Here is a 22,679-nt window from a genome sequence, read left to right as displayed (position 1 = left end):
TTGGCGGTCTGTTGAGGTGAAAGGGCTTGCGCGGCGGCCCCTCCCCCGCGCGCGATTGCCGGCGCTTCGCCACCGTGCGTAAGCAATTGTGAAACACACCCCACGCAAATGGTATGCCGGGGGGCGGAAAAATTGACCGGCATCAAGTCGGCGCCATCTTCATAATCCCTGAAGCCGCCAACCTTGCAACGCGACAGTTGCGCTCCCCTTCCTTTTCCCATCCTTCCCCGGTTGCCCATGCCTTTCCTGCCTGCGTCTCTCCCCGCCACACCGCTTCCAGCGCAGCCACACGCCACGTCCGCGAAGGCCCGCACTGCCGGCGGCGGTTGCGGGAGCCGCCGGTGAGCGCCGGGCCGCAATCCGCGCCGCTGGCCCCGCGCGATCTGCTGGCGGCGCTGGCGGTCGTCGTGCTCTGGGGCGTCAACTTCGTCGCCATGAAATGGGGATTGCGCTCCTTCACCCCGTTCCAGCTGGGCGCCATGCGCTACGTGTTCGCGGCCCTGCCGCTCGTGTTCTTCCTGCGGCCACCCGCCGTGCGCTGGCGCTGGGTGGTGCTCTACGGGCTCTTCCAGGGGGTGGGGCAGTTCGGCATGGTCTTCCTCGCCCTGCGCGTGGGGCTGACCGCGGCGCTGGCGAGCGTGCTGCTGCAGACCCAGGTCTTCTTCACTGCGTTCTGGGCCTTCCTGCTGCTGCACGAGCGGCCGGGCCGGCCGCTGCTCGTCGGGCTGGGCCTGGCCGCGCTGGGCCTGGCCTGCTTCGGCATGCATTTCGCCGCGCCCGGAACGGTTTCGGACGGCGTGACCCTGGCAGGCGTGGGGCTCGCGCTCTGCGGCGCCGCGTCCTGGGCCGCATCGAACATCGTGGCGCGCAAGGCCCAGCAGGAGTCGCCGGGCTACCGGCCCCTGGCCTTCGTGGCCTGGAGCAGCCTCGTGCCCATCCTGCCTTTCGTGGCGCTGTCCGCCGCCTTCGATGCCGATGCTCCGCGCTGGCTGCAGGTCGATGCCTGGGCCGCGCTGCCCTGGCTGGCCTGGGGCGCCGTCGCCTACCTCGGCTGGGCGGCCACCATCCTGGGCTACGGCCTCTGGACCGGGCTGCTCACGCGCTATCCGGCCAATCGCGTGGCGCCGTTCAGCCTCGCCGTGCCGGTCGTGGGCCTGTCCGCCGGCATGCTGGTGCTGGGTGAAACCGTCTCGGCGTGGCAGTGGGCCGGCATCGCGGCGATCGTGGCCGCACTCGCTTGCGTGGTGCTGGGGCCGCGCTGGGCCGCGGCGCGGCGGCGATAGGCCCCAGGCCCACGCCACTTTCGCAGTCCGGTGTCCAATCGGTGGCATGGGCATCCACCACCTCTACCTTGCGATCGCGATCGGCGCCGAGGTCCTCGCGACCTCCTTCCTCAAGGCCTCGGACGGCTTCTCCCGGCCCGTGCCCAGCCTGATCACCGTGGCCGGCTACGGCGTGTCGTTCTATTTCCTGTCGCTCACCCTGCAGGCGATTCCCACGGGCATCGCCTATGCCATCTGGTCCGGCGTGGGCATCGTGCTCGTCTCGGCCATCGGCTGGCTGGCCTACGGCCAGCGGCTGGACGCCCCCGCGCTGGCCGGCATGGGGCTGATCCTGGCGGGCGTGCTGGTGATCAACCTGTTCTCCCGCACGGCAGGCCACTGATGCGCAGCGATTACAGCAGTCGCCGCCGCGCGAAGCGCACCACGGTCACGCCCGCGCGGGCCTGGCGCGTGGAAGGCATCACCAGCACGCAGTCGTCATAGGGCGTGGCGACGGGCTCGCCGTCGTTGTCGCCGATCACCGTGCCCGCCTGGGGGATCACGTCCAGTGCCGCCACGGGCCGCGTGAAGCGGAAGCCGCTGCTGCGCGCCACGACCGGGCCGGTCACTTCCAGCACCCACTGCCGCGGCGCATCGGGCTGCCGCCAGCCCGGCAGCGCCCGCGCCAGCGTGGCCGCGTCCAGCGAGCCAGCCGCTTCCAGGAACCGCACGCACTGGTCGCGCGCCACGGTACGGCTGGCCGGGTCGCCATGGAAACCGCACTCGATGAGCAGCGAGCGCGTGCCGTCGGTGCCCGCTTCCTCGGCATCCGGGCGGCCGAAGCGGCCGTAGTCGCGCATGCGCACGCCGTCCTGGTGGCCGGCGTCGGCCACCACGTACTCGGGCGCGCCCATGCGCCGCGCCAGTGCCTGGTTGCGCGCATGCGTGCCGGTCAGGAGCAGCGGCGCACCGGGTTCGTGCATGGAGTGCAGATCGAGCAGCCAGCCGGCTTCGCGCACGAAAGGGCGCAGCGCGGCGGCGCGGCGGCGCTCCTGCGTGTCCGCGGCATCCAGGCGGTCGTCGCTCCACTGGCGGTTCATGTCCTGGTCCACGAAGCGCGAAGCGTCGTGGTCCTGCGGGTCGAAGCGGTCGAAGGCCGCCAGGTTGCAGAACGCCAGGGTGAGCCGGCCCGCCCCGGGGCGGATGCCGGCCTCCAGCAGGTCGCGCAGCGCCCAGGCGCCGCACAGCTCGTTGCCGTGCACGAGCGCGGTGATCAGCACGTCCGGTCCGGGCACGCCGGAATCGAAGCGCCAGACGCCCTCGGTGCCCGTGTTGCCGGCACGCCAGGCGCCGATGTCGGGCTGGGGCAGTTCGAAGCGCAGGGGCGCGGCGGCGGTGTCGTTGGGTTGCTGCATCATTCCTCGATCTTCGCGAATTGGACAATCTTGCGGTACTTGGCCACTTCGGAGGCCACGAACGCATCGGGATCGACCGACGGGGACGCCACGACCGATCCGCTGGCCTCCATCTTCCTGCGGAAGTCCTGCGACTGCAGTGCGTCCAGCGTGGCCTTGCGCAGCTTCTCGGCGACCGGGCGCGGCAGGTGGGCCGGACCCATGAGCGCGAACCACACGTTGATGTCCACGTTCCTGAACTGCGGCACTTCGGCCAGCGCCGGAATGTCGGGCGTGATGGCCGAGCGGCGCGCCTCCGTCGTGCCCATCGCGACCAGCTTCCCGCTGCGGATGTAGGGCAGGGCGCTGGAGAGCACGAACACCCCGAACTCGATGTTGTTGCCCAGCAGGTCGGTGGTGAGCGGCGCCACGCCGCGGTAGGGGATGTGCGTCATGAAGAGCTGGCCCTGCTCCTTGACCATCTCGCCGGCCAGGTGCAGCGAGGTGCCCACGCCCGAGCTGCCGTAGCTGGTCTTGCCCGGCTGCGAGCGCACGCGCTGCACGAAATCGGCGGCGTTCTTCACCCCCGAGCCGGCGGACGCCACCAGCACCAGCGGCTGCGAGGCCACCAGCGCCAGCGCGGTGAAATCCTTGACGTCGTATTTGACCTTTTTCGTGACGAGCCGGTTGATGGCGATCTCGTTGCTCGCGCCCAGCAGCAGCGTGTAGCCGTCGGGCGCGCTGCTGGCCACCTTCTGCGCGCCGATCGCGCCACCGGCGCCGCCGAGGTTCTCGATCACGACCGGCACGCCCAGGCGCGAGGACAGTTCCGGCCCCAGGGTGCGGGCCGTCAGGTCCGTGCTGCCGCCGGGCGGATAGCCCACGACCAGGGTGATGGGCCGCGCGGGCCAGGCGTCCTGTGCAAGGGCGGGCTGCAGCCCGGCCATGGCGGCCAGCGCCAGCGGGGCGAGCAGGGCGAGAGCGCGGCGGCGGCCGGCGCGGGGCTGGCTGCAGCCCGGGCCACTGGCCTGGAAGGGGCGGAATGAGGACATGGGACGATCTCCGTGGGCGGTAGGGTATGTGCAGGGGTGGGCCGATTGTGGGAGCCGCGTGCAGCTGCACGGTGCTGAATGGGCACCAGCCCGTGCCGATTCGGCACCGTGATGCCGCAGCCGCCCGACCGTCAGGAGCGCGCGAGGGCCTGCCAGACCGCCTCGGCGGCATTGGTGAGCCGGCGCTTGGGCCGCACCAGGCGCACATCGAACCGCAGTTCCAGGCGGCGCTCGCCAGCCGGCGCGAGCCTTCCGGCCTGGCAGTCGGCCCGCACCATGGACCACGGCAGCCAGGCCACGCCCAGCCCGCGGTGCACATACTCGTATTGCGCGTCGGCCGAGTCGCATTCGATGATGCGGCGCAGCCGTGGCGCCAGCGGGTGCCGGGCCAGCAGGTCTTCCACCAGGCGGCCGAGCGCCAGCGTATCGGCATAGGCAAGGTAGGGCACGGCCGGGCCCGACGAAGCCAGCGCGTGCCGCGGCAGCCCCTGGGCATCCGCGCGCGATACAGGCACGAGCTTGTCGGATGCGAGCGTGGCGTGCGCGTACGAACGCCCGTCCAGCCGCACTTCGAGCGCGGCATGGTGGTAGCCCAGCCAGAAATCCGCCTCGCCGCGCTCCAGCATCTCCACCGTCTGTGCCAGCCCGTTGGTCACCACCCGCAGCTCTGCGGACTGCAGGACTGGCCGCAGCCGCGGGAGTGCATCCGCCAGCGCCGTGCGCGCCAGCGTGCGGCCCGTGGCGATGGTGACCGACCGCGCCTGCCGGCCGGCGATGGCGCGCAACTCTTCCTGCGATTGCGAAAGCTCGCGCGCCAGCTGCTCGGCCGTCGCGAGAAAGGCCGTGCCCGCCGCGGTCAGCCGTACCGGCCCACCCGCACCGCCGCGGCTACGGAGCGGGCCCGGGTCCTGCTCCGCTTCCGCACTGCCGCGTTCGACCAGGGCCGTGCCGGCCCAAGCCTCCAGTGCACGAATGCGCCGTCCGAACGCGGGATGCGTGACATGCCGCTGCTCGGCAGCACGCGTGAAGCTGCGCTCGCGCGCCAGCGCGATGAAGTCTTCCACCCATTTGAGTTGCATAACGTAATTCGTGAATGTTCAGGCGCGGCGGCGAGCCGGTTTCGGAATGGCATTCTAACGTTATCACGATTTAATTTTATCCATTGAATAACGGATATTTGTGGAGGCTTATTTTCGACTGATTATGATTGCCAATATTAATCAAGTTCTTGTATTAAGAATAAAGGCCAGGTATGTCATTGAACGAATTTGCGCAGGATGCATTCCTCGCAGGCAGCAGAATCGTGGTGCCGCCGATTGCTCTCTCAGGGTCTTATCCAGCGGCCGCTTGCTTTCGCGATCTGCAGTTGACGGAAATTCCTGAAGTAATGGATCGAAAGGGCTTCAGTATCGGGGCTGCGCTGATGCGCCGATGGTTTCGTGGTTCTGCTTTCTTGTTGCCAGATCGGTGGAAAAGAGGCTACGGAATACGGCACATGGACCTTCCGGGAAGTTATATAGATAGCAGCACAGTTTCCATGAAATGGGCTATGCAATTTGCCCGGACGCAAGCAGTCTATGGTGATCTCAAGTCTGCAGTTCTAGGCCTCTCCTCTGAGAAAAGTGCGAAATTGTCGTGGGATGAGTTGTACCGATGTCTGGCGCTGGATGGAAAGATTGCCTCCCATGAAACCAGATTTGGCGACATGGCATCCTCTTTGGCACTTATTGATTCTTCTCATATGAATGCCCGGCCGGTTTCATCCAATCGCTGGGAAAAACTTGCAGATCCTCTTGACGACCTGTACTGTGCTTTGGGGGCATTCACCTTGCATGTTTCTGGTCGAGGGCGTGTCGTCCCCTCGAAGAGAGGGGCAAAAACAATTCACACGGTTTGTGTGGAAGAGCTTTTGTTTTACATTCGCGATTCCTATGATTTTTCTGGGAGCCAGCCTCTGGGTTATTGGGGGATGGCTGGCGTTCGCAAATTGCCAGGAAGGGGTTTGTCGATGGTGGAAAACAGGAGTTTCAATGAATGGCGGTCGCAAAAGGGCTTTGGAGCGGATTTTCTGGTTTTTTCGGATGTTCGGCGCGAGAAACTTGCTGTGCCGCTGCAGAAGAGCTTCCCATGATTGGCATGAATTTCACGATAAAATATTGCCACATGAAAATACCATTTGATTATCCGGTGAAATGGCTTCTTGTTGCTGCAGTGTCGTGCTTCGGCTTGTTTGTCGGAATATACATTGCCAAACCTGAAGCTTCGCAAATTTTCGTGGACACGTGCGCCGCGGGGCCATATCGAGTGGAGGCTTTTCAATATAAAAGCGGCGCCGGTTTTGTGCAGTTGGTGGACGGCAATGGCACATTGCTGGACCGCTCGGATTTCTCAGAAAGCGCCATGGTGCGGCCGCGATGGTCGCAAGACTGCAAGTCGGTAAGTTTCGGGTCCGACACGGACCCTGAGCCATTGGCCGTGCGACCGTAAGGTCGCTGCAGCAGCCCGGCTTTCATGCCTGGGCTGCCGGTTTTGCTTTTCAGCCCCGCGCCGCGTTCAACGCAGCGCGCGTGGCCTGCGCCGCCTGCCGCGCCGCAGCGGCGAAGCCCTCGTCCGCGCTCGCATACAGGATGGCGCGCGAGGAGTTCACGACGATCGGGCCGTCCGGCCGCAGGCCGGCGCGCACCGTGGCCGCCGCATCGCCGCCCTGGGCGCCCACGCCCGGGATGAGCAGCGGCAGCGTCGGGGCGAGGGCGCGCACGCGCTCGATCTCGGCCGGGTAGGTCGCACCCACCACGAGGCCCAGCTGGCCGTTGCGGTTCCAGGGGCCCTGGGCCTGCCGTGCAATGTGCTCGAACAGCAGCGGCTGCCCGTCCACGCTCGCCAGGCGCTGGCTCTGCAGGTCGTCGCCGCCCGGGTTGGAGGTGCGGCACAGCAGGAAGGCACCCTTGCCGTGGTAGGCCAGGTAGGGCTCGATGGAGTCGAAGCCCATGAAGGGCGAGAGCGTCACCGCGTCGGCGCCGTAGCGCTCGAACGCCTCGATCGCGTACTGCTGGGCCGTGGAGCCGATGTCGCCGCGCTTGGCATCCAGGATCACCGGCACGTGCGGTGCCGTGGCGCGCATGTGCCGCATGAGGCGCTCGAGCTGCTCTTCCGCGCGGTGCGCCGCGAAATACGCGATCTGCGGCTTGAAGGCACAGGCGAGGTCGGCCGTGGCATCGACGATCGCCGCGCAGAAGTCGTAGATGCGGCCGGCATCGCCACGCAGGCCGGCGGGAAAGCGCGCGGGTTCGGGGTCCAGGCCCACGCAGAGCAGGGAGCCGTTGCGCGCGGTGGCATCCCGCAGTTGTTCGAGGAAGGTCATGGCCGCCAATCGTCGGGTGGTCGCAGGCAGCTCACGCGGCGCTGGCGCGCTTTTGCAGGATCTCGAAGGCTGGCAGTTGCTTGCCCTCCAGCACTTCCAGGAAGGCACCGCCGCCGGTGGAGATGTAGCCCACCTGCTTCTCGATGCCGTACTTCGCGATGGCGGCCAGCGTGTCTCCGCCGCCGGCGATGCTGAAGGCCGGCGATTCGGCGATGGCCTGAGCGATGGCCTTGGTGCCGTTCTCGAAGGCGGCGAACTCGAACACGCCCACCGGGCCGTTCCAGACGATGGTGCCCGCGGCCTTGAGCTGGGCGGCCAGCTTCGCGGCCGTCTGCGGGCCGATGTCCAGGATCAGGTCGTCGTCGGCCACGTCGGTGGCGGCCTTGACGGTGGCGGGCGCATCGGCCGAGAAGGTCTTGGCGACCACCACGTCGGTGGGAATCGGCACCTCGGCGCCGCGCGCCTTCATGGCCTCGATCACGGCCCGGGCCTCGTCCACCAGGTCGGGCTCGGCCAGGCTCTTGCCGATCGACAGGCCCGCGGCCAGCATGAAGGTGTTGGCGATGCCCCCGCCCACGATGAGCTGGTCCACCTTGTCGGACAGGCTCTTGAGGATGGTCAGCTTGGTGGAAACCTTGCTGCCTGCCACGATGGCGGCCAGCGGCCGCGCGGGCTGGGCCAGCGCCTTGCCGATGGCATCGATCTCTGCGGACAGCAGCGGGCCGGCGCAGGCCACCTTCGCGTACTCGGCGATGCCGTAGGTCGTGCCCTCGGCGCGGTGCGCGGTGCCGAAGGCGTCGTTCACGTAGATGTCGCAGAGCTTGGCCATCTTCTGCGCCAGCTCGGGCTTGTTCTTCTTCTCGCCCACGTTCACGCGGCAGTTCTCCAGCAGCACGACCTGGCCGGGCTGCACCTGCACGCCGTCCACCCAGTCGGCGACCAGGGGCACCTCGCAGCCGAGCAGTTCCGACAGGCGTGCCGCCACGGGGGCAAGCGAATCCGCGGGCGTGAGCGTGCCTTCCGTGGGACGGCCGAGGTGGCTCGTCACCATCACCGCGGCGCCCGCGTCCAGCGCCATCCGGATGCACGGCACGGATGCGCGGATGCGCGTGTCTTCGGTGATGCGGCCGTCGTCGTCCTGGGGCACGTTCAGATCGGCGCGGATGAACACGCGCTGGCCGCGGGCCTGGCCTTGGGCGCAAAGGTCGGAAAAGCGAAGGATTTGCATGGGCTGGAAGGGTGTGGAAAGCCCGGCCGGCCACCAGGAGTGGCACGCGGGCGGGCTGGGGCGAAAAAACTGCGAGGGATTGTAGGCGCGCGGAGCGCGCTACCTACCAGCCCAGGCCGATGTGCAGCGGCAGATAGACCGCCATGCCCACGCAGATCGTGCCCAGGATGCCGTGGCGCCAGAAATAGTAGGCCGCGGCGCAGGCCATGGCCGGCAGCCGGGCGTCCTGCAGGGTCCCGATGAATTCGCCGTCCGCCATGAAAAGCTCCGGCGCGAGCACCGCGGCCAGCGCCGCGAGCGGGGCGTACTTGAGCCCGCGCTTGAGCCAGTCGGGCATCGGGAGCTCCTTCTCGGGAATCATGAAGAAGGCACGCGTGATGAGCGTGATGAGCGCCAGCCCCACGGTCGCCACCACGATCTCCGTCACCGAGGCGTTCATGCCGCCGCCCCCGCGCGCTGCCCTGCGCCGTTCATGGATGGTCCTCCTCGCGCAACGGCACCACGTCGCCGTCCTGCACGTGCTTCTTCTCGTCCGGCCGCAGCGTGCCGTGCGCAGGCACGAGCCGCACCTCCGGCCTGCGCCGCAGGTGGCGGTCGGCCGCCTCGATCATCAGCCCGGCGGCCACGGCGGCCGCGATCGCGACCAGGATGTTGAGCTTGAGCGGCAGCGAGAACGCGGCGATCGCCGCCGTCATCGCCACGCCGGTGGCGATCCAGGTGGCGCGGTCGAAGAGCATGGACAGCAGCACGCCCAGCAGCGCCAGCACGCCCGCGAAGCCCAGGCCCCACGACAGCGGCACCACGTTCGCGAGCAGGATGCCGGCGATGGACGGAATCTGCCAGGAGCACCAGTTGAGCACCGCCGCGCCCCAGAAATACGGCACCTGCTCGGCCTGCGGCGCAGGGCGGGGGAAGCGCTTCATGAACGCGACGAAAATCACGTCGCCGCTGAAATATCCCACCGCCAGCCGCTGGCGTCGCGGCAGCCAGGCGAAATAGCTGCGCCACATGCTGCTGAAGATGACGAACCGCAGGTTCACGCACGAGGCCGCGAGCCACATCACCCACAGCGGCGCCCCCGCGGCGAGCAGCGGCAGCACGGTGAGCTGGGCGCTGCCTGCATAGACGGTGAGCGACATGAAAATCGCCAGTCCCACGGGCATGCCGCTCTTGACCATCGCCACCCCGGTCACCAGTCCCCAGGCGCCGATGCCCACGCTGGTGCCGATCATGTCGGTCATGCCGGTGCGGAAAAACGGATGCCGCACCATCTCTCCCGCCGATTGCGGCACGGCGCAGGGCGGTTCGGTGGGTGTCGCGTCCCCAGGCAGGCTCATGCGCCGGCCTCGCCGCCGAGCACCATGCCCGGCACCAGCGGATGGCCACGCAGGAAGTCACCCACCGGCAGCCGCTTGCCGCCCGCGCGCTGCAGCACCGTGAGGCGCAGCACGCCATCCGCCGCGCCGGGCCCTCCGCAGGCCACGGCCACGCCGGCCTCGTCCACCTGCAGGATCTCCCCGGGCCGTGCGCCGTCCGGTGCCACCGCCTGCAGCGGCTCGCATCCCCAGACCTTGATGGTCTCGGCGCCGCACTGCGTCGAGGCGCCGGGGAACGGATCGAACGCGCGCACGCGCCGGTCGATCGCCGCGGCGGACAGCTTCCAGTCGATGGCGCTTTCGGCCTTCTCGATCTTGTGCGCGTAGGTCACGCCTTCGGCCGGCTGGGGCGTGGCCGGCAGGCCGCCGCAGGCCGCCAGCTCCATGGCCTCCACGATCAGCCGGCCGCCCAGCTCGGCCAGCCGGTCGTGCAGCGTGGCCGTGGTCTCGCGCGCAGCGATGGGCGTTCTTTCGACGAGCAGCATGGCCCCCGTGTCCAGGCCGGCATCCATCTGCATGATGGTCACGCCCGTCTCGGCGTCGCCCGCCTCGATGGCGCGGTGGATCGGCGCCGCGCCGCGCCAGCGCGGCAGCAGGCTCGCATGGATGTTCAGGCAGCCCAGCCGGGGCAGGTCCAGCACCCACTGCGGCAGGATCAGGCCGTAGGCCGCGACCACCATGGCGTCGGCCCCGGCCGCCTCCAGCGCGGCGCGCGCGGCAGCGGCATCCTCGGCGTATTTGCCGTCCAGCCGCAGCCCGCGCGGCTGCGCCACGGCAACGCCGTGGGCCAGCGCGCACTGCTTGACGGGCGACGCCTGCAGCTTCATGCCCCGGCCGGCGGGGCGGTCGGGCTGGGTGAGCACGAGGGGGACTTCGGCACCTGCGGCAAGCAGGCGCTCCAGGGCCACCCGGGCGAACTCGGGCGTGCCCGCAAAAATGATCTTCATGGCAACGGAAAAAGGCGCGCCCCGCAGGGGCGCCGGTCGGTCAGAAAGCGCGCCACTCGCGCGGATCGGGCTCGTCGGTGAACATCACCTTGCGCACCACGCCCTGGCGGTCGATGTGCACGTGTGCGAAGCGGCGCGTGTTGATGTCGTCGAGAAAACGGTAGGTCCAGATGTCGCCGTCGAAGCGGGCCACCTGCTCCACGCGCATCGGCGGGCCGAAGAAGCGGCGCACCTCCTCGACCGGCGTGCCGGCGGGAATCCCGGCGAGGTTCTGGAAGGTGAGGACCTGCTCGCGGTGCACGAGGCGGCCCTGCGCGTCGAAATCGAGGTGGAAGACCTGCCGCCCCATGGGCTGGGTGGTATAGACCATGCGCTCGCCGCCACCGGGCAGCGTCGAGGAAAAGTAGGGCTGGCCCAGTTCGCGCAGCACCTCGCTGCGCTGCGCGCCCGGCCGCAGGAAGTCGGGCGACGCGCAGGCGGCCAGCAGCACGGCCAGGCATGCCGCCGCGGCGCGGCGCCAGAACGTGGCCGTGCGGGCGATCATGCCCGGGCACCCCGCTGCTGCTTGAGCATCTTGGTCTTGATGCGCGTGCGCTTGAGAGGAGAGAGGTATTCGACGAATACCTTGCCCAGCAGGTGGTCCATCTCGTGCTGGATGCAGATGGCCAGCAGGCCTTCGGCCTCGATGACGCGGGACTGCCCCTGCGCGTCGAGGGCCTGCACGCGCACGGCGGACGAGCGCTCCACCCCGTCGTAGATGCCGGGGACGGACAGGCAGCCTTCCTCGCCGACCTGCTTGTCCTCGCTGGCCCAGAGGATCTCCGGGTTGATCAGCACCAGGGGCGTGTCGCGGTCCTCGGACACGTCGATGGTGATGATCCGCTCGTGGACGTCCACCTGCGTGGCCGCCAGCCCGATGCCCTGCGCGTCGTACATGGTCTCGAGCATGTCGTCCAGCAGCGCGCGCACGCGGTCGTCCACCGCCTGGACGGGCTGGGCCACCTTGTGCAGGCGGGGATCGGGATAGCAGAGGATGGGAAGGAGGGCCATGGGACAACGGACGAAGATGTCGCTATTTTCGCCACTTTCGCGCCGCGCCGCTGGGGGCGGTGGCAATAATCATTGCCCGATCCGGGGCTTGAGGCCAGAATCCTTGATGATTTGTAACGTATCGGCCGGCAAGTTTTGTCACCAGCAAGACGGCCCGCTGCCAGCGAGGGGCGCTTAGCGATGTGTGCTGACAAGAGCAAGAGCAACGGGATCCAGAACATGAATGCATCCAACCGCCTGCGGGCACCGGCCCTGGGCGCGCTCGCGCTCGCCGCTGCGGCCATCGCGGCCCCGCTGGCCGGGCATGCGCAGAACTATCCCGTCACGGCCGGGCAGCGCGCCACGGCCCAGCAGGTGGCCTCGCGCGGCGTGCCGCTCGCCGAACTGGCGCCCAACGCGCCCGACACCTACGTCGTCAAGCGCGGCGACACGCTCTGGGGCATCTCGGGCATGTACCTGCTGCGCCCCTGGCGCTGGCCCGAACTCTGGGGCATGAACCTGCAGGCCATCCCCAATCCGCACCTGATCTTCCCGGGCCAGACCCTCTACCTCGAGAAGGTGGACGGCTATGCGCGTCTGCGCACCGCCCGCGGCGGCACGGACGGCGACCCGGAAACCGTCCGCGTCTCGCCCCGCACCCGCACGGATAGCCTCGCCGGCACGGCCCTGCCCACGCTGTCCCCGCACCTCATCGAGCCCTTCCTGGTCGAGCCCCTGGTGGTGGACGAGCTGACCCTGTCCCAGACCCCGCGCATCGTGGCCACGGTGGACGAACGCGTGCTCATGGCCAATGGCGACCGCGCCTATGTGCGCGGCCCGGCCGGGCGGCCCCTGCGCCTCGACCCTGGCGTGCCGCGCCAGTACCGCGTGTTCCGCAATGCCGTCCCGATGAAGGATCCCGAGACCGGCGAAATCCTGGGCTACGAGGCCCAGTACGTCGCCCGGGCGGACCTGGTGCGCGGCGAAGCCACTGAAGAAACCCGCACGCCCGACGGTGGCACCCGGACGGACCCCGTCCCCGCCACCATCGACCTGTCCGGCGCGAAGGAAGAGATCCGTTTCGGCGACCGCCTGCTGCCCGCCCCGGAGCGCGGCTACACGAGCTATACGCCGCAGGCACCCCAGTTCCCCGTGGATGCGCGCGTCGTGTCCATCTACGGCAGCGCGGCCGTCGCCTATGCGGCGCAGAACCAGGTGGTCGCGATCAACCGCGGCACCCGGGACGGCATGCAGCCGGGACTCGTGCTGACCGTGCTCACCAAGGGCGAGCGCATCCTGGACAAGACCGATCCGGACCGCAGCACCATCAAACTGCCCAGCGAGGCCAATGGCACGGCCATGGTCTTCCGCACCTTCGACCGGGTCTCGTACGCGCTGCTCCTGCAGGTGCGGCAGGGCGTGCGCGTGGGCGACCGCCTCGTGAATCCGCAGTAAGGGCCGCTACAGGCCCGGCATGGGGCCCTGGTGGCCCGGCCAGCGGCCAAAGTAACGCGGCAGTGGCGTCGCACCGCTATGCTCGCCGCATGCAACGCGACGAACTTTCCGCATGGCTGCGCCTCATGCTCACCCCCGGCGTGGGCCCGGGCACGGCGCGGCGGCTGCTGGCTGCCTTCGGCCTGCCGCAGCAGATCTTCCAGCAGCCGGAGGGCGCCCTGGCGGCGCTCGCCACATCTGCGCAGGCGAAAGCGCTGTGCGCCGTCCCGCCGGGCCTGGCCGCGCTGGAGGATGCCACCTGGCAATGGCTCCACACGGCGGAGCCCGCAGGCGATGAGGGTGCGCCCGTGCGGCGCATCGTGTCGCTGGGCGATGCGGCCTACCCCGCGGCCCTGCTCGCCACCGAAGACCCCCCACTGCTGCTGCACCTGCTCGGCGCCTCGCGCTGGCTGGACGGGGACGGCCCGTCGCGCTGGCCTCTGGAGCGCTGCCTGGCGATCGTCGGCAGCCGCAACCCGACCGCGCAGGGCGCAGAGAACGCCCGCCAGTTCGGGCGGGCGCTGCGCGACGCGGGCCTGTGCGTCGTCTCGGGGCTGGCGCTCGGCATCGATGCCGCCGCGCACGAAGGCGCCCTGGAGGCCGGCCCGGCCCCGGATGGAGGCGACTCCGCCCCCTGCACCATCGCCGTGGTCGGAACCGGGCTGGACCGTGTCTATCCAGCCCGCCACCGTGATCTGGCCCACCGCATCGCCCGCCAGGGCGTGGTGGTGAGCGAGTACCCGCTCGGCACGCCGCCCCTGGCCGCGAATTTCCCCCGGCGCAACCGCATCATCGCCGGACTTTCGCAGGGAACGCTGGTGGTGGAGGCCGCCCTGGCCTCCGGTTCGCTCGTCACGGCGCGGCTGGCGTCGGAGCAGGGGCGCGAAGTGTTCGCCATCCCCGGCTCCATCCATGCGCCGCAGTCGCGCGGCTGCCATGCGCTCATCCGCCAGGGTGCGAAGCTGGTGGAGTCCGTCCAGGACGTGCTGGAGGAACTGCGGCTGCCTGCCGCGCCATCCTCGGCTTTGCTGCCGGCCGGCCCCCCGGGGGCGGGCAATGACGAGCCGCCGGGCCGGGCGGCTTCCGGCCCGCACGCCGATGTGCTGGAGGCGCTGGGATTCGACCCGATGGGGCTGGATGCCCTGGTGGCGCGCACGGGGCTGGATGCGTCCCGGCTGCAGGTGGCTTTGCTCGAGCTGGAACTGGAAGGGCAGGTCGCCCGATTGCCGGGCGGACTGTTCCAGCGCATGGCCCTGGCCTGAGGGCCGCCCCCGGATCGCCCGGGGGCACCGTTACAGGTTCAGCATCAGCCGCAGGTTCTGCACGGCCGCGCCGCTCGCACCCTTGCCGAGGTTGTCCAGGCGGGCGACGAGCACGGCGTGCCGGTGAGTCTCGTTCGCGAACACGCGGATCTCCAGCATGTTGGTGTCGTTGAGCGCCAGCGGGTCGAGCTTGCCGTCCTCGGTGGGCGGCAGGACCCGGACCCACTGCTCGGGCGTGTTGCTGCGGGCGTAATGGGCGGCCAGCGCCTCGTGCAGGTCGGTGCCCTTGGGTGCGCCCGGCAGCAGATCCAGGTGCAAGGGCAGCTGCACCAGCATGCCCTGCGCGAAATTGCCCACCGACGGCACGAAGATCGGCCGGCGCGTGAGGCCGGTGTACTTCATGATCTCGGGCAGGTGCTTGTGCGACAGGCCCAGCGCGTAGAGCTCGAACGGCGCGGCGTCGCCCTTCTCGTAGGCCTCGATCATGGTGCGGCCGCCTCCGGTGTAGCCGCTCACCGAAGGCAGCGCGACCGGGAAGTCGGCCGGCACCAGGCCGGCATCCAGCAGCGGGCGCAGCAGCGCGATGGCGCCGGTCGCATAGCAGCCAGGGTTGGCCACGCGCGTGGCGCTCGCCACGGCGTCGCGCTGCCCATGCGCCAGTTCGGGAAAACCGAAGACCCAGCCGGGCGCCGTGCGGTGGGCCGTGCTGGCGTCGATCACCTTGATCGTGCGGCCCGTGGCGGCCTCGATGGAGTCCACCAGCGCCACGGTCTCGCGCGCCGCATCGTCGTGCAGGCACAGCACCACGAGGTCCACGCCGGCGATCAGGTCGCGCTTGGCCGCGGGGTCCTTGCGCAGTTCCGGCGCGATGCTCACGAGCTCCACCTGCGGCATGTCCTGCAGGCGCTCGCGGATCTGCAGTCCCGTGGTGCCGGCTTCGCCGTCGATGAAGATCTTGGCCATGGAGGTCTCCTGGAAAGGGAAGGCGCGGAAAGCCAGCAGGGTACGTGACTGCCGCAGGGGATGGTGCGTCGCAGCATGATACAGTCGCCGGCTGCCATGTCACCCGCCCGCGGCCAGACATCCGGTCATGGCAGACGGGTTACCACCATCCTTCCCCTGAGAGAGACCTCATGAAGATTCACGAATACCAAGGCAAGGAAATCTTGCGCAATTTTGGTGTGCCCGTTCCCCGCGGCATTCCCGCGTTCACGGTGCAGGAAGCTGTGGAAGCCGCCCAGAAGCTCGGCGGCCCCGTGTGGGTGGTCAAGGCCCAGATCCACGCCGGTGGCCGTGGCAAGGGCGGCGGCGTCAAGGTCGCCAAGAGCATCGACGACGTGAAGAAGCTCGCCGGCGACATCCTGGGCATGCAGCTCAAGACGCACCAGACCGGTCCCGAAGGCCAGAAGGTCCGCCGCCTCTACATCGAGGACGGCGCCGACATCAAGAACGAACTCTACGTCTCGCTGGTCACCGACCGCGCCACGCAGAAGGTCGCCCTGATCGCCTCCAGCGAAGGCGGCATGGACATCGAGGAAGTGGCCCACTCCACGCCCGACAAGATCGTCACCGAGATGATCGACCCCATCGCCGGCATCACCACCGAGCAGAGCAAGAAGGTCGCGGCCGCCATCGGCCTGACGGGCGCCTCCGTTGACCAGGCCGTGGACATCTTCGCGAAGATCTACAAGTGCTACATGGAAACCGACGCGTCGCTGGTGGAAATCAATCCGCTGAACTGCGACTCCAAGGGCAACCTGATGGCCCTGGACGCGAAGTTCAACTTCGACGCCAACGCCCTGTTCCGCCATCCTGAAATCGTGGCATTCCGCGATCTGGACGAAGAAGATCCGGCCGAAGTGGAAGCCTCCAAGTTCGACCTGGCCTACATCAGCCTGGACGGCAACATCGGCTGCCTGGTGAACGGCGCGGGCCTGGCCATGGCCACCATGGACACCATCAAGCTGTTCGGCGGCGAGCCGGCCAACTTCCTGGACGTGGGCGGCGGCGCCACCCCCGAGAAGGTCACCGAAGCCTTCAAGATCATGCTGAAGAACCCCAAGGTCGAAGGCATCCTGGTCAACATCTTCGGCGGCATCATGAAGTGCGACACCATCGCCACCGGCGTCATCACCGCCTGCAAGGCCGTGAACCTGAACGTGCCGCTGGTCGTGCGCATGAAGGGCACCAACGAAGAGCTGGGCAAGAAGATGCTGGCCGAATCCGGCCTGCCCATCATCGCCGCAGACACCATGGCCGAAGCCGCGACGAAGATCGTCGCCGCCGTCAAGTAAGCCCGGAGAACACTCATGTCGATCTACATCAACAAAGACACCAAGGTCATCACCCAAGGCATCACGGGCAAGACGGGCCAGTTCCACACCGAGAAGTGCCAGGAATACGCGAACGGCAAGAACTGCTTCGTGGCCGGCGTGAACCCGAAGAAGGCCGGCGAGTCGATCTTCAACATCCCGATCTACGGCAGCGTCAAGGAAGCCGCGCAGCAGACCGGCGCCACCGTGTCGGTGATCTACGTGCCGCCCGCAGGCGCCGCGGCCGCCATCTGGGAAGCCGTCGAGGCCGACCTGGACATGGCCATCTGCATCACCGAAGGCATCCCCGTGCGCGACATGCTCGAAGTGCGCAACAAGATGAAGGCCAAGGAAGCCGCCGGCGGCAAGAAGACCCTGCTGCTGGGCCCCAACTGCCCCGGCCTGATCACGCCCGACGAGATCAAGATCGGTATCATGCCTGGCCACATCCACCGCAAGGGCCGCATCGGCGTGGTCTCGCGCTCCGGCACGCTGACCTATGAAGCCGTGGCCATGCTGACCGAAGTCGGCCTGGGCCAGTCGAGCGCCGTGGGCATCGGGGGCGATCCGATCAACGGCCTCAAGCACATCGACGTGATGAAGGCCTTCAACGACGATCCCGACACCGACGCCGTCATCATGATCGGCGAAATCGGTGGTCCGGACGAAGCCGAAGCCGCCCAATGGTGCAAGGCCAACATGAAGAAGCCCATCGTCGGCTTCATCGCCGGCGTCACCGCCCCTCCCGGCAAGCGCATGGGCCACGCTGGCGCGCTGATCTCCGGCGGCGCCGACACGGCCGATGCCAAGCTCGCCATCATGGAAGAGTGCGGCTTCGTCGTGACGCGCAACCCGTCCGAACTGGGCAAGCTGCTCAAGGCCCAGCTGAAGTGAAGGCCTCGGTTCCGCTGCCCGGAAGGGCTGCGGGCCGATAGCGGGCTAAGCAAAACTACGCACGCCAGTGCGTGGCTTCACCGTTACACTGAAAGTTCCCCAAAAAAGAAGCGCCCGAAACGCATGTTTCGGGCGCTTCTTGCATTCATAACAGTGGAGCACACGCAATGGAATTCCTGAATTCCGCCGACTTCTGGATCGGCCTGGTGAAGATCGTCTGGATCAACATCATCCTCTCGGGCGACAACGCCGTCGTCATCGCCCTGGCAGCCCGCTCGCTGCCGCCGCACCAGCAGAAGCAGGCCATTTTCTGGGGCTCCGGCGCTGCCGTGGTGCTGCGGATCGCGCTCACCGTGGTGGCGGCCAAGCTGCTCGAGCTGTCCTTCCTGCAGATCATCGGCGGCTGCCTGCTGCTGTGGATCGGCCTGCAGCTCATGACCGACGGCGACGACGAGGAGGAATCCAGCGGCGCCAACGCGGGCCTCATGGCGGCCGTGCGCACCATCCTCATCGCCGACCTGGTGATGAGCCTGGACAACGTCATCGCCGTGGCGGCTGCGGCCCATGGCAACATGGTCCTGCTCATCCTGGGCCTGGCCATCAGCATTCCGCTCGTGATCTTCGGCAGCACCCTCATGATCAAGCTCATGGAGCGCTTCCCCGTCATCGTGCTGCTGGGCGCAGGCCTGATCGGCTGGGTGGGCGGCGAAACCATCGCCAGCGATGCCTCGCTGCACGACTTCGCCGAGGCGCATCCGTCGCTCCACTACATCGCCGCCGCTCTGGGCGCGGCCTTCGTGGTCGGCGTGGGCAAGTTCATGCAACTGCGCTCCCATCGCGGCGCCACGGCCTGACCCTGGCACCCGGCGGGTGACCCGGCCCGCTCCCGGCCCCGGTGCCTCGTCTATGATGCGGCACGGAGTACATAGGGAAAAAGTATGGGGAAATGCAAATGTCCGCAACGCAAGGGATGACGCCGATGCCGGTGCGCTCCAGCCGCCAGGCGCGCGCGCGCCTGCTGCCGCCCACCGGCCTGGAGGCGGTCCGGGCATGAGTGCATCGTCCCCGCTGGCGTACGAGTTCTGCGCCCTCACCGACCAGGGGCGCGTCCGCTCCAACAACGAAGACGCCGTGACGGTCGATGTGGCCGGCCAGGTGGCCGTGCTGGCCGACGGCATGGGCGGCTACAACGCGGGCGAGGTCGCCAGCCGCATGGCCACCGAACTGATCCGGCAGGGCCTGGCCGAATGGCTGGCGGGCGCCGGGCGCGAGGCCTCCCTGGCCGATCTCCGCCAGGCCATGGAGGCCTGTGTGGACTCCGCCAACCGTGCCATCTACGACGCATCGCATTCCAACGCGCAGTACGCCGGCATGGGCACCACCGTCGTGGTGGCCGCCTTCCGGGAAGACCGGCTCGTGCTCGGGCACATCGGCGACTCGCGCTGCTACCGCCTGCGCGACGGCGACCTGCAGCAGATCACCCGGGACCATTCCTGGCTGCAGGAACAGATCGACGCCGGGCTGCTCACGCCCGAGGAGGCCGCGCTGTCGGGGTTCCGCAACCTCGTGACCCGGGCGATGGGCGTCGAATCCACGGCGGCGCTGGAAGTCAATGAATTCCAGGTGCAGCCCGACGACCTCTTCATCCTGTGCTCGGACGGGCTCACGGACATGCTCGACGACGACGAGTTGCGGGCGCTGGCCGCCTCCTCCGACCCGCTGGCCGAACGGGCGGCACGCATGATCGAGGCCGCCAACGAGCGCGGCGGACGCGACAATATCAGCGTCCTGCTGGTGCGGGCCGGCGCCGGCGAGAAGAAGCGCGGCCTGGTGTCACGATTGTTGCTACGTACCGATTGAGAACCCGGTTCGCCGCCATCCGCGCGGCGTGGACCGGACACCAGCGCAGTCACCCACCAGCCAGCTAGCTAGCCCAGACAGACAGACGAGGAACGGTTCATGCCCAAAATGATCGTGTCGATCGACGGAGTGGTCATCAAGGAAGTGGCGCTCACCAAGGAGCGTACGACGCTGGGGCGCCGCCCCTACAACGACATCGTCATCGACAACCTGGCCGTCAGCGGCGAGCATGCCGTGCTCCACATGGCCGGCGACGCGGTGGAAATCGAAGACATCGGCAGCACCAACGGCACCTACGTGAACGGCCAGCCCGTCAAGCGCCAGCCGCTGCGCAACGGCGACCTGGTCGAGGTGGGCAAGTACAAGATCCGCTTCCTGGGCGACGGCGCGGGCGAGAACTACGAGAAGACCATGGTCTTCACCCCCGGCATGCTGCCCCCGCGCGTGCCCGCATCGCGTCCTGCCCCGCTGCCGCCTCCGGCCAGCGTGCCGCTCAACGCCGCCATCCGCGTCATGTCCGGCGCCGCCACCGGCCGCGAGGTGGACCTGGTCAAGGTCGTCACCACCATCGGCAAGCCCGGCGTGGCCGTGGCCTCCATCACCAAGCGCCACCACGGCTTCGTCCTGGCCCATGTGGAAGGCGCCGAGCCTCCGCGCCTCAACGGCCAGCCGATTACTGCCGAGCCGGTGCTGCTCAAGGACGGCGACCGCCTGGGGCTGGCGGGGACGGAGATGGAGTTCCGGCAGCGGTGATGGGGCACGGAAGGTACGTCTCGTAGTGCCTGCAACGGTTGTTGACAGAGATGGGTGACGAAATTGTCACCTGAGCCTCAGGCGAAGGCATTGCCAGGAGGGCGAAGGGCCAGGCCCTGCTGGCATGCAACCTGCTTTGAAGGAGGCAGCCTGCGAAATCCTTCGGCAGGTCGACATTGCAACTGTTCCTCCGGGAGAGATTTATGAAGCGTACTGTTCAGCAAGGTTTCACCTTGATCGAACTGATGATCGTGGTGGCGATCATTGGTATTTTGGCTGCCGTGGCACTGCCTGCTTATCAGGATTACACGAAAAAGGCGAAAATGTCGGAAGTGGTCTTGGCCGCTTCGCAGTGCCGCACCACTATCACCGAGCAGGTTCAGAGCATGGCTGCGGATAAAGTTGGAACTGACAATGGCTGGGGTTGTGAGTCTAACGTCGGTGGAAATGTTGCCTCTGGTCCTACCAAGTACGTTGCTTCCATCGAGACGACTGCCAATGGAGTGATTTCTGCGAAGGCACGCAACTTCAATGACACCAACATTGACGGCAAATACGTCGTGATGATTCCTAAAATCTCCGGCACTGCTATCGTGGTCAATGCCGCTAACAAAGATCAAGGCAAGCAAATTTCTGAATGGACCTGTGGCGGCGGAGATGCTGCAGGCACTCAACTGGCTTCCTCTACTATCAACAAATTCCTTCCCGGCTCCTGCAAGTCGTGATTTAATTTAGATTGTTCACTATAAAAACCTCCCCATGGGGAGGTTTTTTTATTGCCATGTCCATAGTATCACTTGTCGGCTTCTTACTTTTGGTTAATGGGTGGTTGGCCCCTAATCACTATGAGCCGTGGCTTACATTTCATGGCGAGATCATTTCGGCAGCTGGGGCTTTTTTTTTAGCTCTTGATATATTGATAAAAAAAAGAGAAATTTTGCTTCCCTATGCGATTTCAGCACCTGCCATTTTGATGACGGCTCTGCTGGTATTCCAAAGATTAAATGAAGTTTTACTTTTCAATTCGGATTTTTATTACGGGTTGGTGTATGTTGGGATATGGATTATTTCTGGCGCCGTAGGAAGCGATGCTGCGAGAAAAAGTCTTTCTGGATATCATTCTGAAGAAATATCAAATACAAAGTTAACAGGATTTCTATGGGCGGCGACTGCAGGAGCCATTGTTAGCGGAATTATCGGAACGTTGCAGTGGTTGCACTTGCCATTAACGGTCTGGATGGTTGAGTCTGATGGTCGAGCCTACGCGAATTTTGCGCAACCGAATAATTACGCCACTTTGTTGGTTATGGGTATTGCATCACTGGGCTATTTGCTTTTTATAAAAAAAATTAAAAAGTGGATTTTTCTATGTGGCACACTATTCCTTTGCTTTGGGGTGCTTGGTTCTGAGTCTCGAACTGGGTTTATCGCAGTCATTTTGGTTTTTGCTATCTGGACTACTGAGCGTTCATATTCAAATAAAAATAGAAATCCATGGCTCTATTTTGCGTTGATAGTCGGGCTGTGGTTCTGTGCGCGTTTCCTCTGGCCTAGCTTCTCAACATTTATGGGTGTCGCAGCGAGCAGGGATGCTACTGATTTTAATAGTTCTTCGAGACTTATATTGTGGCGTCAACTTGGCGAGGCTTTATTACTGCGGCCTTGGAACGGATATGGATGGCTCCAAGTTGGGCGTGCACAAGATACTATCGCTCCATTTTATGGAGCAAGTGCAACTGCATCTGCACATAATATTTTCTTTGATGTGGCTTTATGGTTTGGAATTCCATCGGCCATAATTCTCCTGATGATGAATGTTAAATGGTTTTGGCGCCTAAGAAAAGACTTTCGACCAATTATTCTTTACCCTTTGGCTGTGCTGGCTCCATTGGTTTTGCATTCAATGCTGGAGTTTCCATATGAATATGCTTTTTTCTTGATTCCCTCAGGAATACTGGTTGGATTTATTTCCAGTGCACTTGGATACAGAAGTTTGAAATTTTCTCGTGGTGCATTCCTGGCTCTGCTGATATTGCTTGCTGCATCTGGTTTTGCTTTGACAAAAATTCAATTGTCATACGAAGAGCCAATGCGCATGGCATTGGCTGATGAGCAAAAATTTCGAGAAGAAGAAATAATTAAACCACCGAAAGAAGCCTTTGGATTCGGCCAAGATGTATATGCATTATTTAATACCCTCACACATACAGGACCGGAAACGGATGCGACTGTCAAAGAGGCTGCCTATACTTCTTGGCGTTATCCCAGCAGAGCTACACACAGACGACGAGTTTTGAGCCTTTTCAAGGCTGGGCAACAAAAATCTGCTTGTCGTGCATTAGCCGCTTTTCAATCCCTTTATGATGCAGATAGTTACGAGAAACTTGTAATATCAGTCAAAATTTCCACGGGACTGAATTCAAAAATAATTTGTTTTCAAAATGATGGAAATTAA

At 65.9% G+C, this 22,679-nt stretch carries 24 protein-coding genes; 13 read left to right on the top strand and 11 right to left on the bottom strand.

The window, feature by feature from the left end:
* The first annotated feature begins 341 nt into the window (after positions 1 to 341).
* Both ACAV_RS23035 and ACAV_RS23030 read left to right on the top strand, forming a co-directional pair.
* On the top strand, positions 342 to 1,283 hold the full coding sequence (locus tag ACAV_RS23035) for an EamA family transporter (RefSeq protein ID WP_013596981.1): 942 nt from the start codon (positions 342 to 344) through the stop codon (positions 1,281 to 1,283).
* Positions 1,284 to 1,329: 46 nt separating this feature from the next.
* Positions 1,330 to 1,665 carry an SMR family transporter gene (locus tag ACAV_RS23030; RefSeq protein WP_013596980.1) on the top strand — a complete coding sequence of 112 codons (336 nt, stop codon included), beginning with the start codon at positions 1,330 to 1,332 and terminating at the stop codon, positions 1,663 to 1,665.
* Positions 1,666 to 1,675: 10 nt separating this feature from the next.
* On the opposite strand, the gene ACAV_RS23025 is transcribed toward ACAV_RS23030, so the two are convergent.
* The 3 genes from ACAV_RS23025 to ACAV_RS23015 form a co-directional block, all read right to left on the bottom strand.
* Positions 1,676 to 2,677: a M14 family metallopeptidase gene (locus ACAV_RS23025; RefSeq protein WP_041829445.1), complete on the bottom strand. Its 1,002-nt coding sequence runs from the start codon at positions 2,675 to 2,677 to the stop codon at positions 1,676 to 1,678.
* Positions 2,677 to 3,708 (bottom strand): Bug family tripartite tricarboxylate transporter substrate binding protein, encoded by a 1,032-nt coding sequence (locus ACAV_RS23020; RefSeq protein ID WP_013596978.1) that lies wholly within the window; start codon positions 3,706 to 3,708, stop codon positions 2,677 to 2,679. The genes ACAV_RS23025 and ACAV_RS23020 overlap by 1 nt, the downstream gene beginning before the upstream one ends.
* A 131-nt stretch (positions 3,709 to 3,839) precedes the next feature.
* Positions 3,840 to 4,787 carry a LysR family transcriptional regulator gene (locus tag ACAV_RS23015; protein ID WP_013596977.1) on the bottom strand — a complete coding sequence of 316 codons (948 nt, stop codon included), beginning with the start codon at positions 4,785 to 4,787 and terminating at the stop codon, positions 3,840 to 3,842.
* Between the two features lie 173 nt (positions 4,788 to 4,960).
* Here ACAV_RS23015 and ACAV_RS24840 point away from each other — a divergent pair, with 173 nt between their 5' ends.
* Both ACAV_RS24840 and ACAV_RS24835 read left to right on the top strand, forming a co-directional pair.
* Positions 4,961 to 5,839 carry a DUF6402 family protein gene (locus ACAV_RS24840; protein ID WP_013596976.1) on the top strand — a complete coding sequence of 293 codons (879 nt, stop codon included), beginning with the start codon at positions 4,961 to 4,963 and terminating at the stop codon, positions 5,837 to 5,839.
* Positions 5,836 to 6,195, top strand: a complete 360-nt coding sequence (locus ACAV_RS24835) for a hypothetical protein (RefSeq protein ID WP_013596975.1) — start codon at positions 5,836 to 5,838, stop codon at positions 6,193 to 6,195. The genes ACAV_RS24840 and ACAV_RS24835 overlap by 4 nt, the downstream gene beginning before the upstream one ends.
* Before the next feature lie 49 nt (positions 6,196 to 6,244).
* On the opposite strand, the gene pyrF is transcribed toward ACAV_RS24835, so the two are convergent.
* The 7 genes from pyrF to def form a co-directional block, all read right to left on the bottom strand.
* Positions 6,245 to 7,069 carry an orotidine-5'-phosphate decarboxylase gene (pyrF, locus tag ACAV_RS23010; RefSeq protein WP_013596974.1) on the bottom strand — a complete coding sequence of 275 codons (825 nt, stop codon included), beginning with the start codon at positions 7,067 to 7,069 and terminating at the stop codon, positions 6,245 to 6,247.
* Between the two features lie 31 nt (positions 7,070 to 7,100).
* Positions 7,101 to 8,297 (bottom strand): phosphoglycerate kinase, encoded by a 1,197-nt coding sequence (locus ACAV_RS23005; protein ID WP_013596973.1) that lies wholly within the window; start codon positions 8,295 to 8,297, stop codon positions 7,101 to 7,103.
* Between the two features lie 103 nt (positions 8,298 to 8,400).
* On the bottom strand, positions 8,401 to 8,736 hold the full coding sequence (locus ACAV_RS23000) for an AzlD domain-containing protein (RefSeq protein WP_013596972.1): 336 nt from the start codon (positions 8,734 to 8,736) through the stop codon (positions 8,401 to 8,403).
* 31 nt (positions 8,737 to 8,767) lie between these two features.
* Positions 8,768 to 9,568 (bottom strand): AzlC family ABC transporter permease, encoded by an 801-nt coding sequence (locus ACAV_RS22995; protein ID WP_035208710.1) that lies wholly within the window; start codon positions 9,566 to 9,568, stop codon positions 8,768 to 8,770.
* Between the two features lie 62 nt (positions 9,569 to 9,630).
* Positions 9,631 to 10,620, bottom strand: a complete 990-nt coding sequence (gene fmt, locus ACAV_RS22990) for a methionyl-tRNA formyltransferase (protein ID WP_013596970.1) — start codon at positions 10,618 to 10,620, stop codon at positions 9,631 to 9,633.
* A 40-nt stretch (positions 10,621 to 10,660) separates the two neighbouring features.
* A complete protein-coding gene (locus tag ACAV_RS22985; RefSeq protein ID WP_013596969.1) occupies positions 10,661 to 11,164 on the bottom strand; it encodes a membrane protein in 504 nt (167 codons plus the stop codon).
* A complete protein-coding gene (def, locus tag ACAV_RS22980; RefSeq protein WP_013596968.1) occupies positions 11,161 to 11,670 on the bottom strand; it encodes a peptide deformylase in 510 nt (169 codons plus the stop codon). Before def ends, ACAV_RS22985 begins: the two co-directional genes overlap by 4 nt.
* Positions 11,671 to 11,889: 219 nt before the next feature.
* On the opposite strand from def, the gene ACAV_RS22975 reads away from it, so the two are divergent.
* Positions 11,890 to 13,104: a LysM peptidoglycan-binding domain-containing protein gene (locus tag ACAV_RS22975; protein WP_414692107.1), complete on the top strand. Its 1,215-nt coding sequence runs from the start codon at positions 11,890 to 11,892 to the stop codon at positions 13,102 to 13,104.
* An 89-nt stretch (positions 13,105 to 13,193) separates the two neighbouring features.
* Positions 13,194 to 14,405 carry a DNA-processing protein DprA gene (dprA, locus tag ACAV_RS22970; protein WP_013596966.1) on the top strand — a complete coding sequence of 404 codons (1,212 nt, stop codon included), beginning with the start codon at positions 13,194 to 13,196 and terminating at the stop codon, positions 14,403 to 14,405.
* Between the two features lie 30 nt (positions 14,406 to 14,435).
* On the opposite strand, the gene argC is transcribed toward dprA, so the two are convergent.
* On the bottom strand, positions 14,436 to 15,368 hold the full coding sequence (argC, locus tag ACAV_RS22965; protein ID WP_013596965.1) for an N-acetyl-gamma-glutamyl-phosphate reductase: 933 nt from the start codon (positions 15,366 to 15,368) through the stop codon (positions 14,436 to 14,438).
* A 170-nt stretch (positions 15,369 to 15,538) separates the two neighbouring features.
* Between argC and sucC the strand changes: the two genes are divergently transcribed.
* The 7 genes from sucC to ACAV_RS24830 all read left to right on the top strand — a co-directional run bounded on the left by sucC (position 15,539) and on the right by ACAV_RS24830 (position 22,679).
* Positions 15,539 to 16,699 (top strand): ADP-forming succinate--CoA ligase subunit beta, encoded by a 1,161-nt coding sequence (sucC, locus tag ACAV_RS22960; RefSeq protein ID WP_013596964.1) that lies wholly within the window; start codon positions 15,539 to 15,541, stop codon positions 16,697 to 16,699.
* 15 nt (positions 16,700 to 16,714) lie between these two features.
* A complete protein-coding gene (sucD, locus tag ACAV_RS22955; RefSeq protein WP_011797684.1) occupies positions 16,715 to 17,611 on the top strand; it encodes a succinate--CoA ligase subunit alpha in 897 nt (298 codons plus the stop codon).
* Between the two features lie 167 nt (positions 17,612 to 17,778).
* A complete protein-coding gene (locus ACAV_RS22950; RefSeq protein WP_013596963.1) occupies positions 17,779 to 18,465 on the top strand; it encodes a TerC family protein in 687 nt (228 codons plus the stop codon).
* A 196-nt stretch (positions 18,466 to 18,661) separates the two neighbouring features.
* Positions 18,662 to 19,471, top strand: a complete 810-nt coding sequence (locus ACAV_RS22945; RefSeq protein WP_013596962.1) for a Stp1/IreP family PP2C-type Ser/Thr phosphatase — start codon at positions 18,662 to 18,664, stop codon at positions 19,469 to 19,471.
* A gap of 99 nt (positions 19,472 to 19,570) precedes the next feature.
* A complete protein-coding gene (locus ACAV_RS22940) occupies positions 19,571 to 20,224 on the top strand; it encodes an FHA domain-containing protein (RefSeq protein ID WP_013596961.1) in 654 nt (217 codons plus the stop codon).
* Positions 20,225 to 20,427: 203 nt separating this feature from the next.
* Positions 20,428 to 20,949 (top strand): pilin, encoded by a 522-nt coding sequence (locus ACAV_RS24300; RefSeq protein ID WP_013596960.1) that lies wholly within the window; start codon positions 20,428 to 20,430, stop codon positions 20,947 to 20,949.
* A gap of 56 nt (positions 20,950 to 21,005) precedes the next feature.
* Entirely contained in the window at positions 21,006 to 22,679 is a 1,674-nt protein-coding gene (locus ACAV_RS24830; RefSeq protein WP_013596959.1) for an O-antigen ligase family protein, read from the top strand.

This window comes from Paracidovorax avenae ATCC 19860 (genome assembly GCF_000176855.2).
Taxonomy (GTDB): domain Bacteria; phylum Pseudomonadota; class Gammaproteobacteria; order Burkholderiales; family Burkholderiaceae_C; genus Paracidovorax; species Paracidovorax avenae.
The sequence above is the reverse complement of the archived record's forward strand: the minus strand, read 5'-3'. Positions and strand labels throughout refer to the sequence as shown.

Excerpts from the sequence above, each read along its gene's own strand:
- ACAV_RS23030 (WP_013596980.1), top strand. The coding sequence starts at position 1,330 with ATGGGCATCCACCACCTCTACCTTGCGATCGCGATCGGCGCCGAGGTC.
- ACAV_RS23025 (WP_041829445.1), bottom strand. The coding sequence starts at position 2,677 with ATGCAGCAACCCAACGACACCGCCGCCGCGCCCCTGCGCTTCGAACTG.
- ACAV_RS23020 (WP_013596978.1), bottom strand. The coding sequence starts at position 3,708 with ATGTCCTCATTCCGCCCCTTCCAGGCCAGTGGCCCGGGCTGCAGCCAG.
- ACAV_RS23015 (WP_013596977.1), bottom strand. The coding sequence starts at position 4,787 with ATGCAACTCAAATGGGTGGAAGACTTCATCGCGCTGGCGCGCGAGCGC.
- ACAV_RS24840 (WP_013596976.1), top strand. The coding sequence starts at position 4,961 with ATGTCATTGAACGAATTTGCGCAGGATGCATTCCTCGCAGGCAGCAGA.
- ACAV_RS24835 (WP_013596975.1), top strand. The coding sequence starts at position 5,836 with ATGATTGGCATGAATTTCACGATAAAATATTGCCACATGAAAATACCA.
- pyrF (WP_013596974.1), bottom strand. The coding sequence starts at position 7,069 with ATGACCTTCCTCGAACAACTGCGGGATGCCACCGCGCGCAACGGCTCC.
- ACAV_RS23005 (WP_013596973.1), bottom strand. The coding sequence starts at position 8,297 with ATGCAAATCCTTCGCTTTTCCGACCTTTGCGCCCAAGGCCAGGCCCGC.
- ACAV_RS23000 (WP_013596972.1), bottom strand. The coding sequence starts at position 8,736 with ATGAACGCCTCGGTGACGGAGATCGTGGTGGCGACCGTGGGGCTGGCG.
- ACAV_RS22995 (WP_035208710.1), bottom strand. The coding sequence starts at position 9,568 with ATGGTGCGGCATCCGTTTTTCCGCACCGGCATGACCGACATGATCGGC.
- fmt (WP_013596970.1), bottom strand. The coding sequence starts at position 10,620 with ATGAAGATCATTTTTGCGGGCACGCCCGAGTTCGCCCGGGTGGCCCTG.
- ACAV_RS22985 (WP_013596969.1), bottom strand. The coding sequence starts at position 11,164 with ATGATCGCCCGCACGGCCACGTTCTGGCGCCGCGCCGCGGCGGCATGC.
- def (WP_013596968.1), bottom strand. The coding sequence starts at position 11,670 with ATGGCCCTCCTTCCCATCCTCTGCTATCCCGATCCCCGCCTGCACAAG.
- ACAV_RS22975 (WP_414692107.1), top strand. The coding sequence starts at position 11,890 with ATGAATGCATCCAACCGCCTGCGGGCACCGGCCCTGGGCGCGCTCGCG.
- dprA (WP_013596966.1), top strand. The coding sequence starts at position 13,194 with ATGCAACGCGACGAACTTTCCGCATGGCTGCGCCTCATGCTCACCCCC.
- argC (WP_013596965.1), bottom strand. The coding sequence starts at position 15,368 with ATGGCCAAGATCTTCATCGACGGCGAAGCCGGCACCACGGGACTGCAG.
- sucC (WP_013596964.1), top strand. The coding sequence starts at position 15,539 with ATGAAGATTCACGAATACCAAGGCAAGGAAATCTTGCGCAATTTTGGT.
- sucD (WP_011797684.1), top strand. The coding sequence starts at position 16,715 with ATGTCGATCTACATCAACAAAGACACCAAGGTCATCACCCAAGGCATC.
- ACAV_RS22950 (WP_013596963.1), top strand. The coding sequence starts at position 17,779 with ATGGAATTCCTGAATTCCGCCGACTTCTGGATCGGCCTGGTGAAGATC.
- ACAV_RS22945 (WP_013596962.1), top strand. The coding sequence starts at position 18,662 with ATGAGTGCATCGTCCCCGCTGGCGTACGAGTTCTGCGCCCTCACCGAC.
- ACAV_RS22940 (WP_013596961.1), top strand. The coding sequence starts at position 19,571 with ATGCCCAAAATGATCGTGTCGATCGACGGAGTGGTCATCAAGGAAGTG.
- ACAV_RS24300 (WP_013596960.1), top strand. The coding sequence starts at position 20,428 with ATGAAGCGTACTGTTCAGCAAGGTTTCACCTTGATCGAACTGATGATC.
- ACAV_RS24830 (WP_013596959.1), top strand. The coding sequence starts at position 21,006 with ATGTCCATAGTATCACTTGTCGGCTTCTTACTTTTGGTTAATGGGTGG.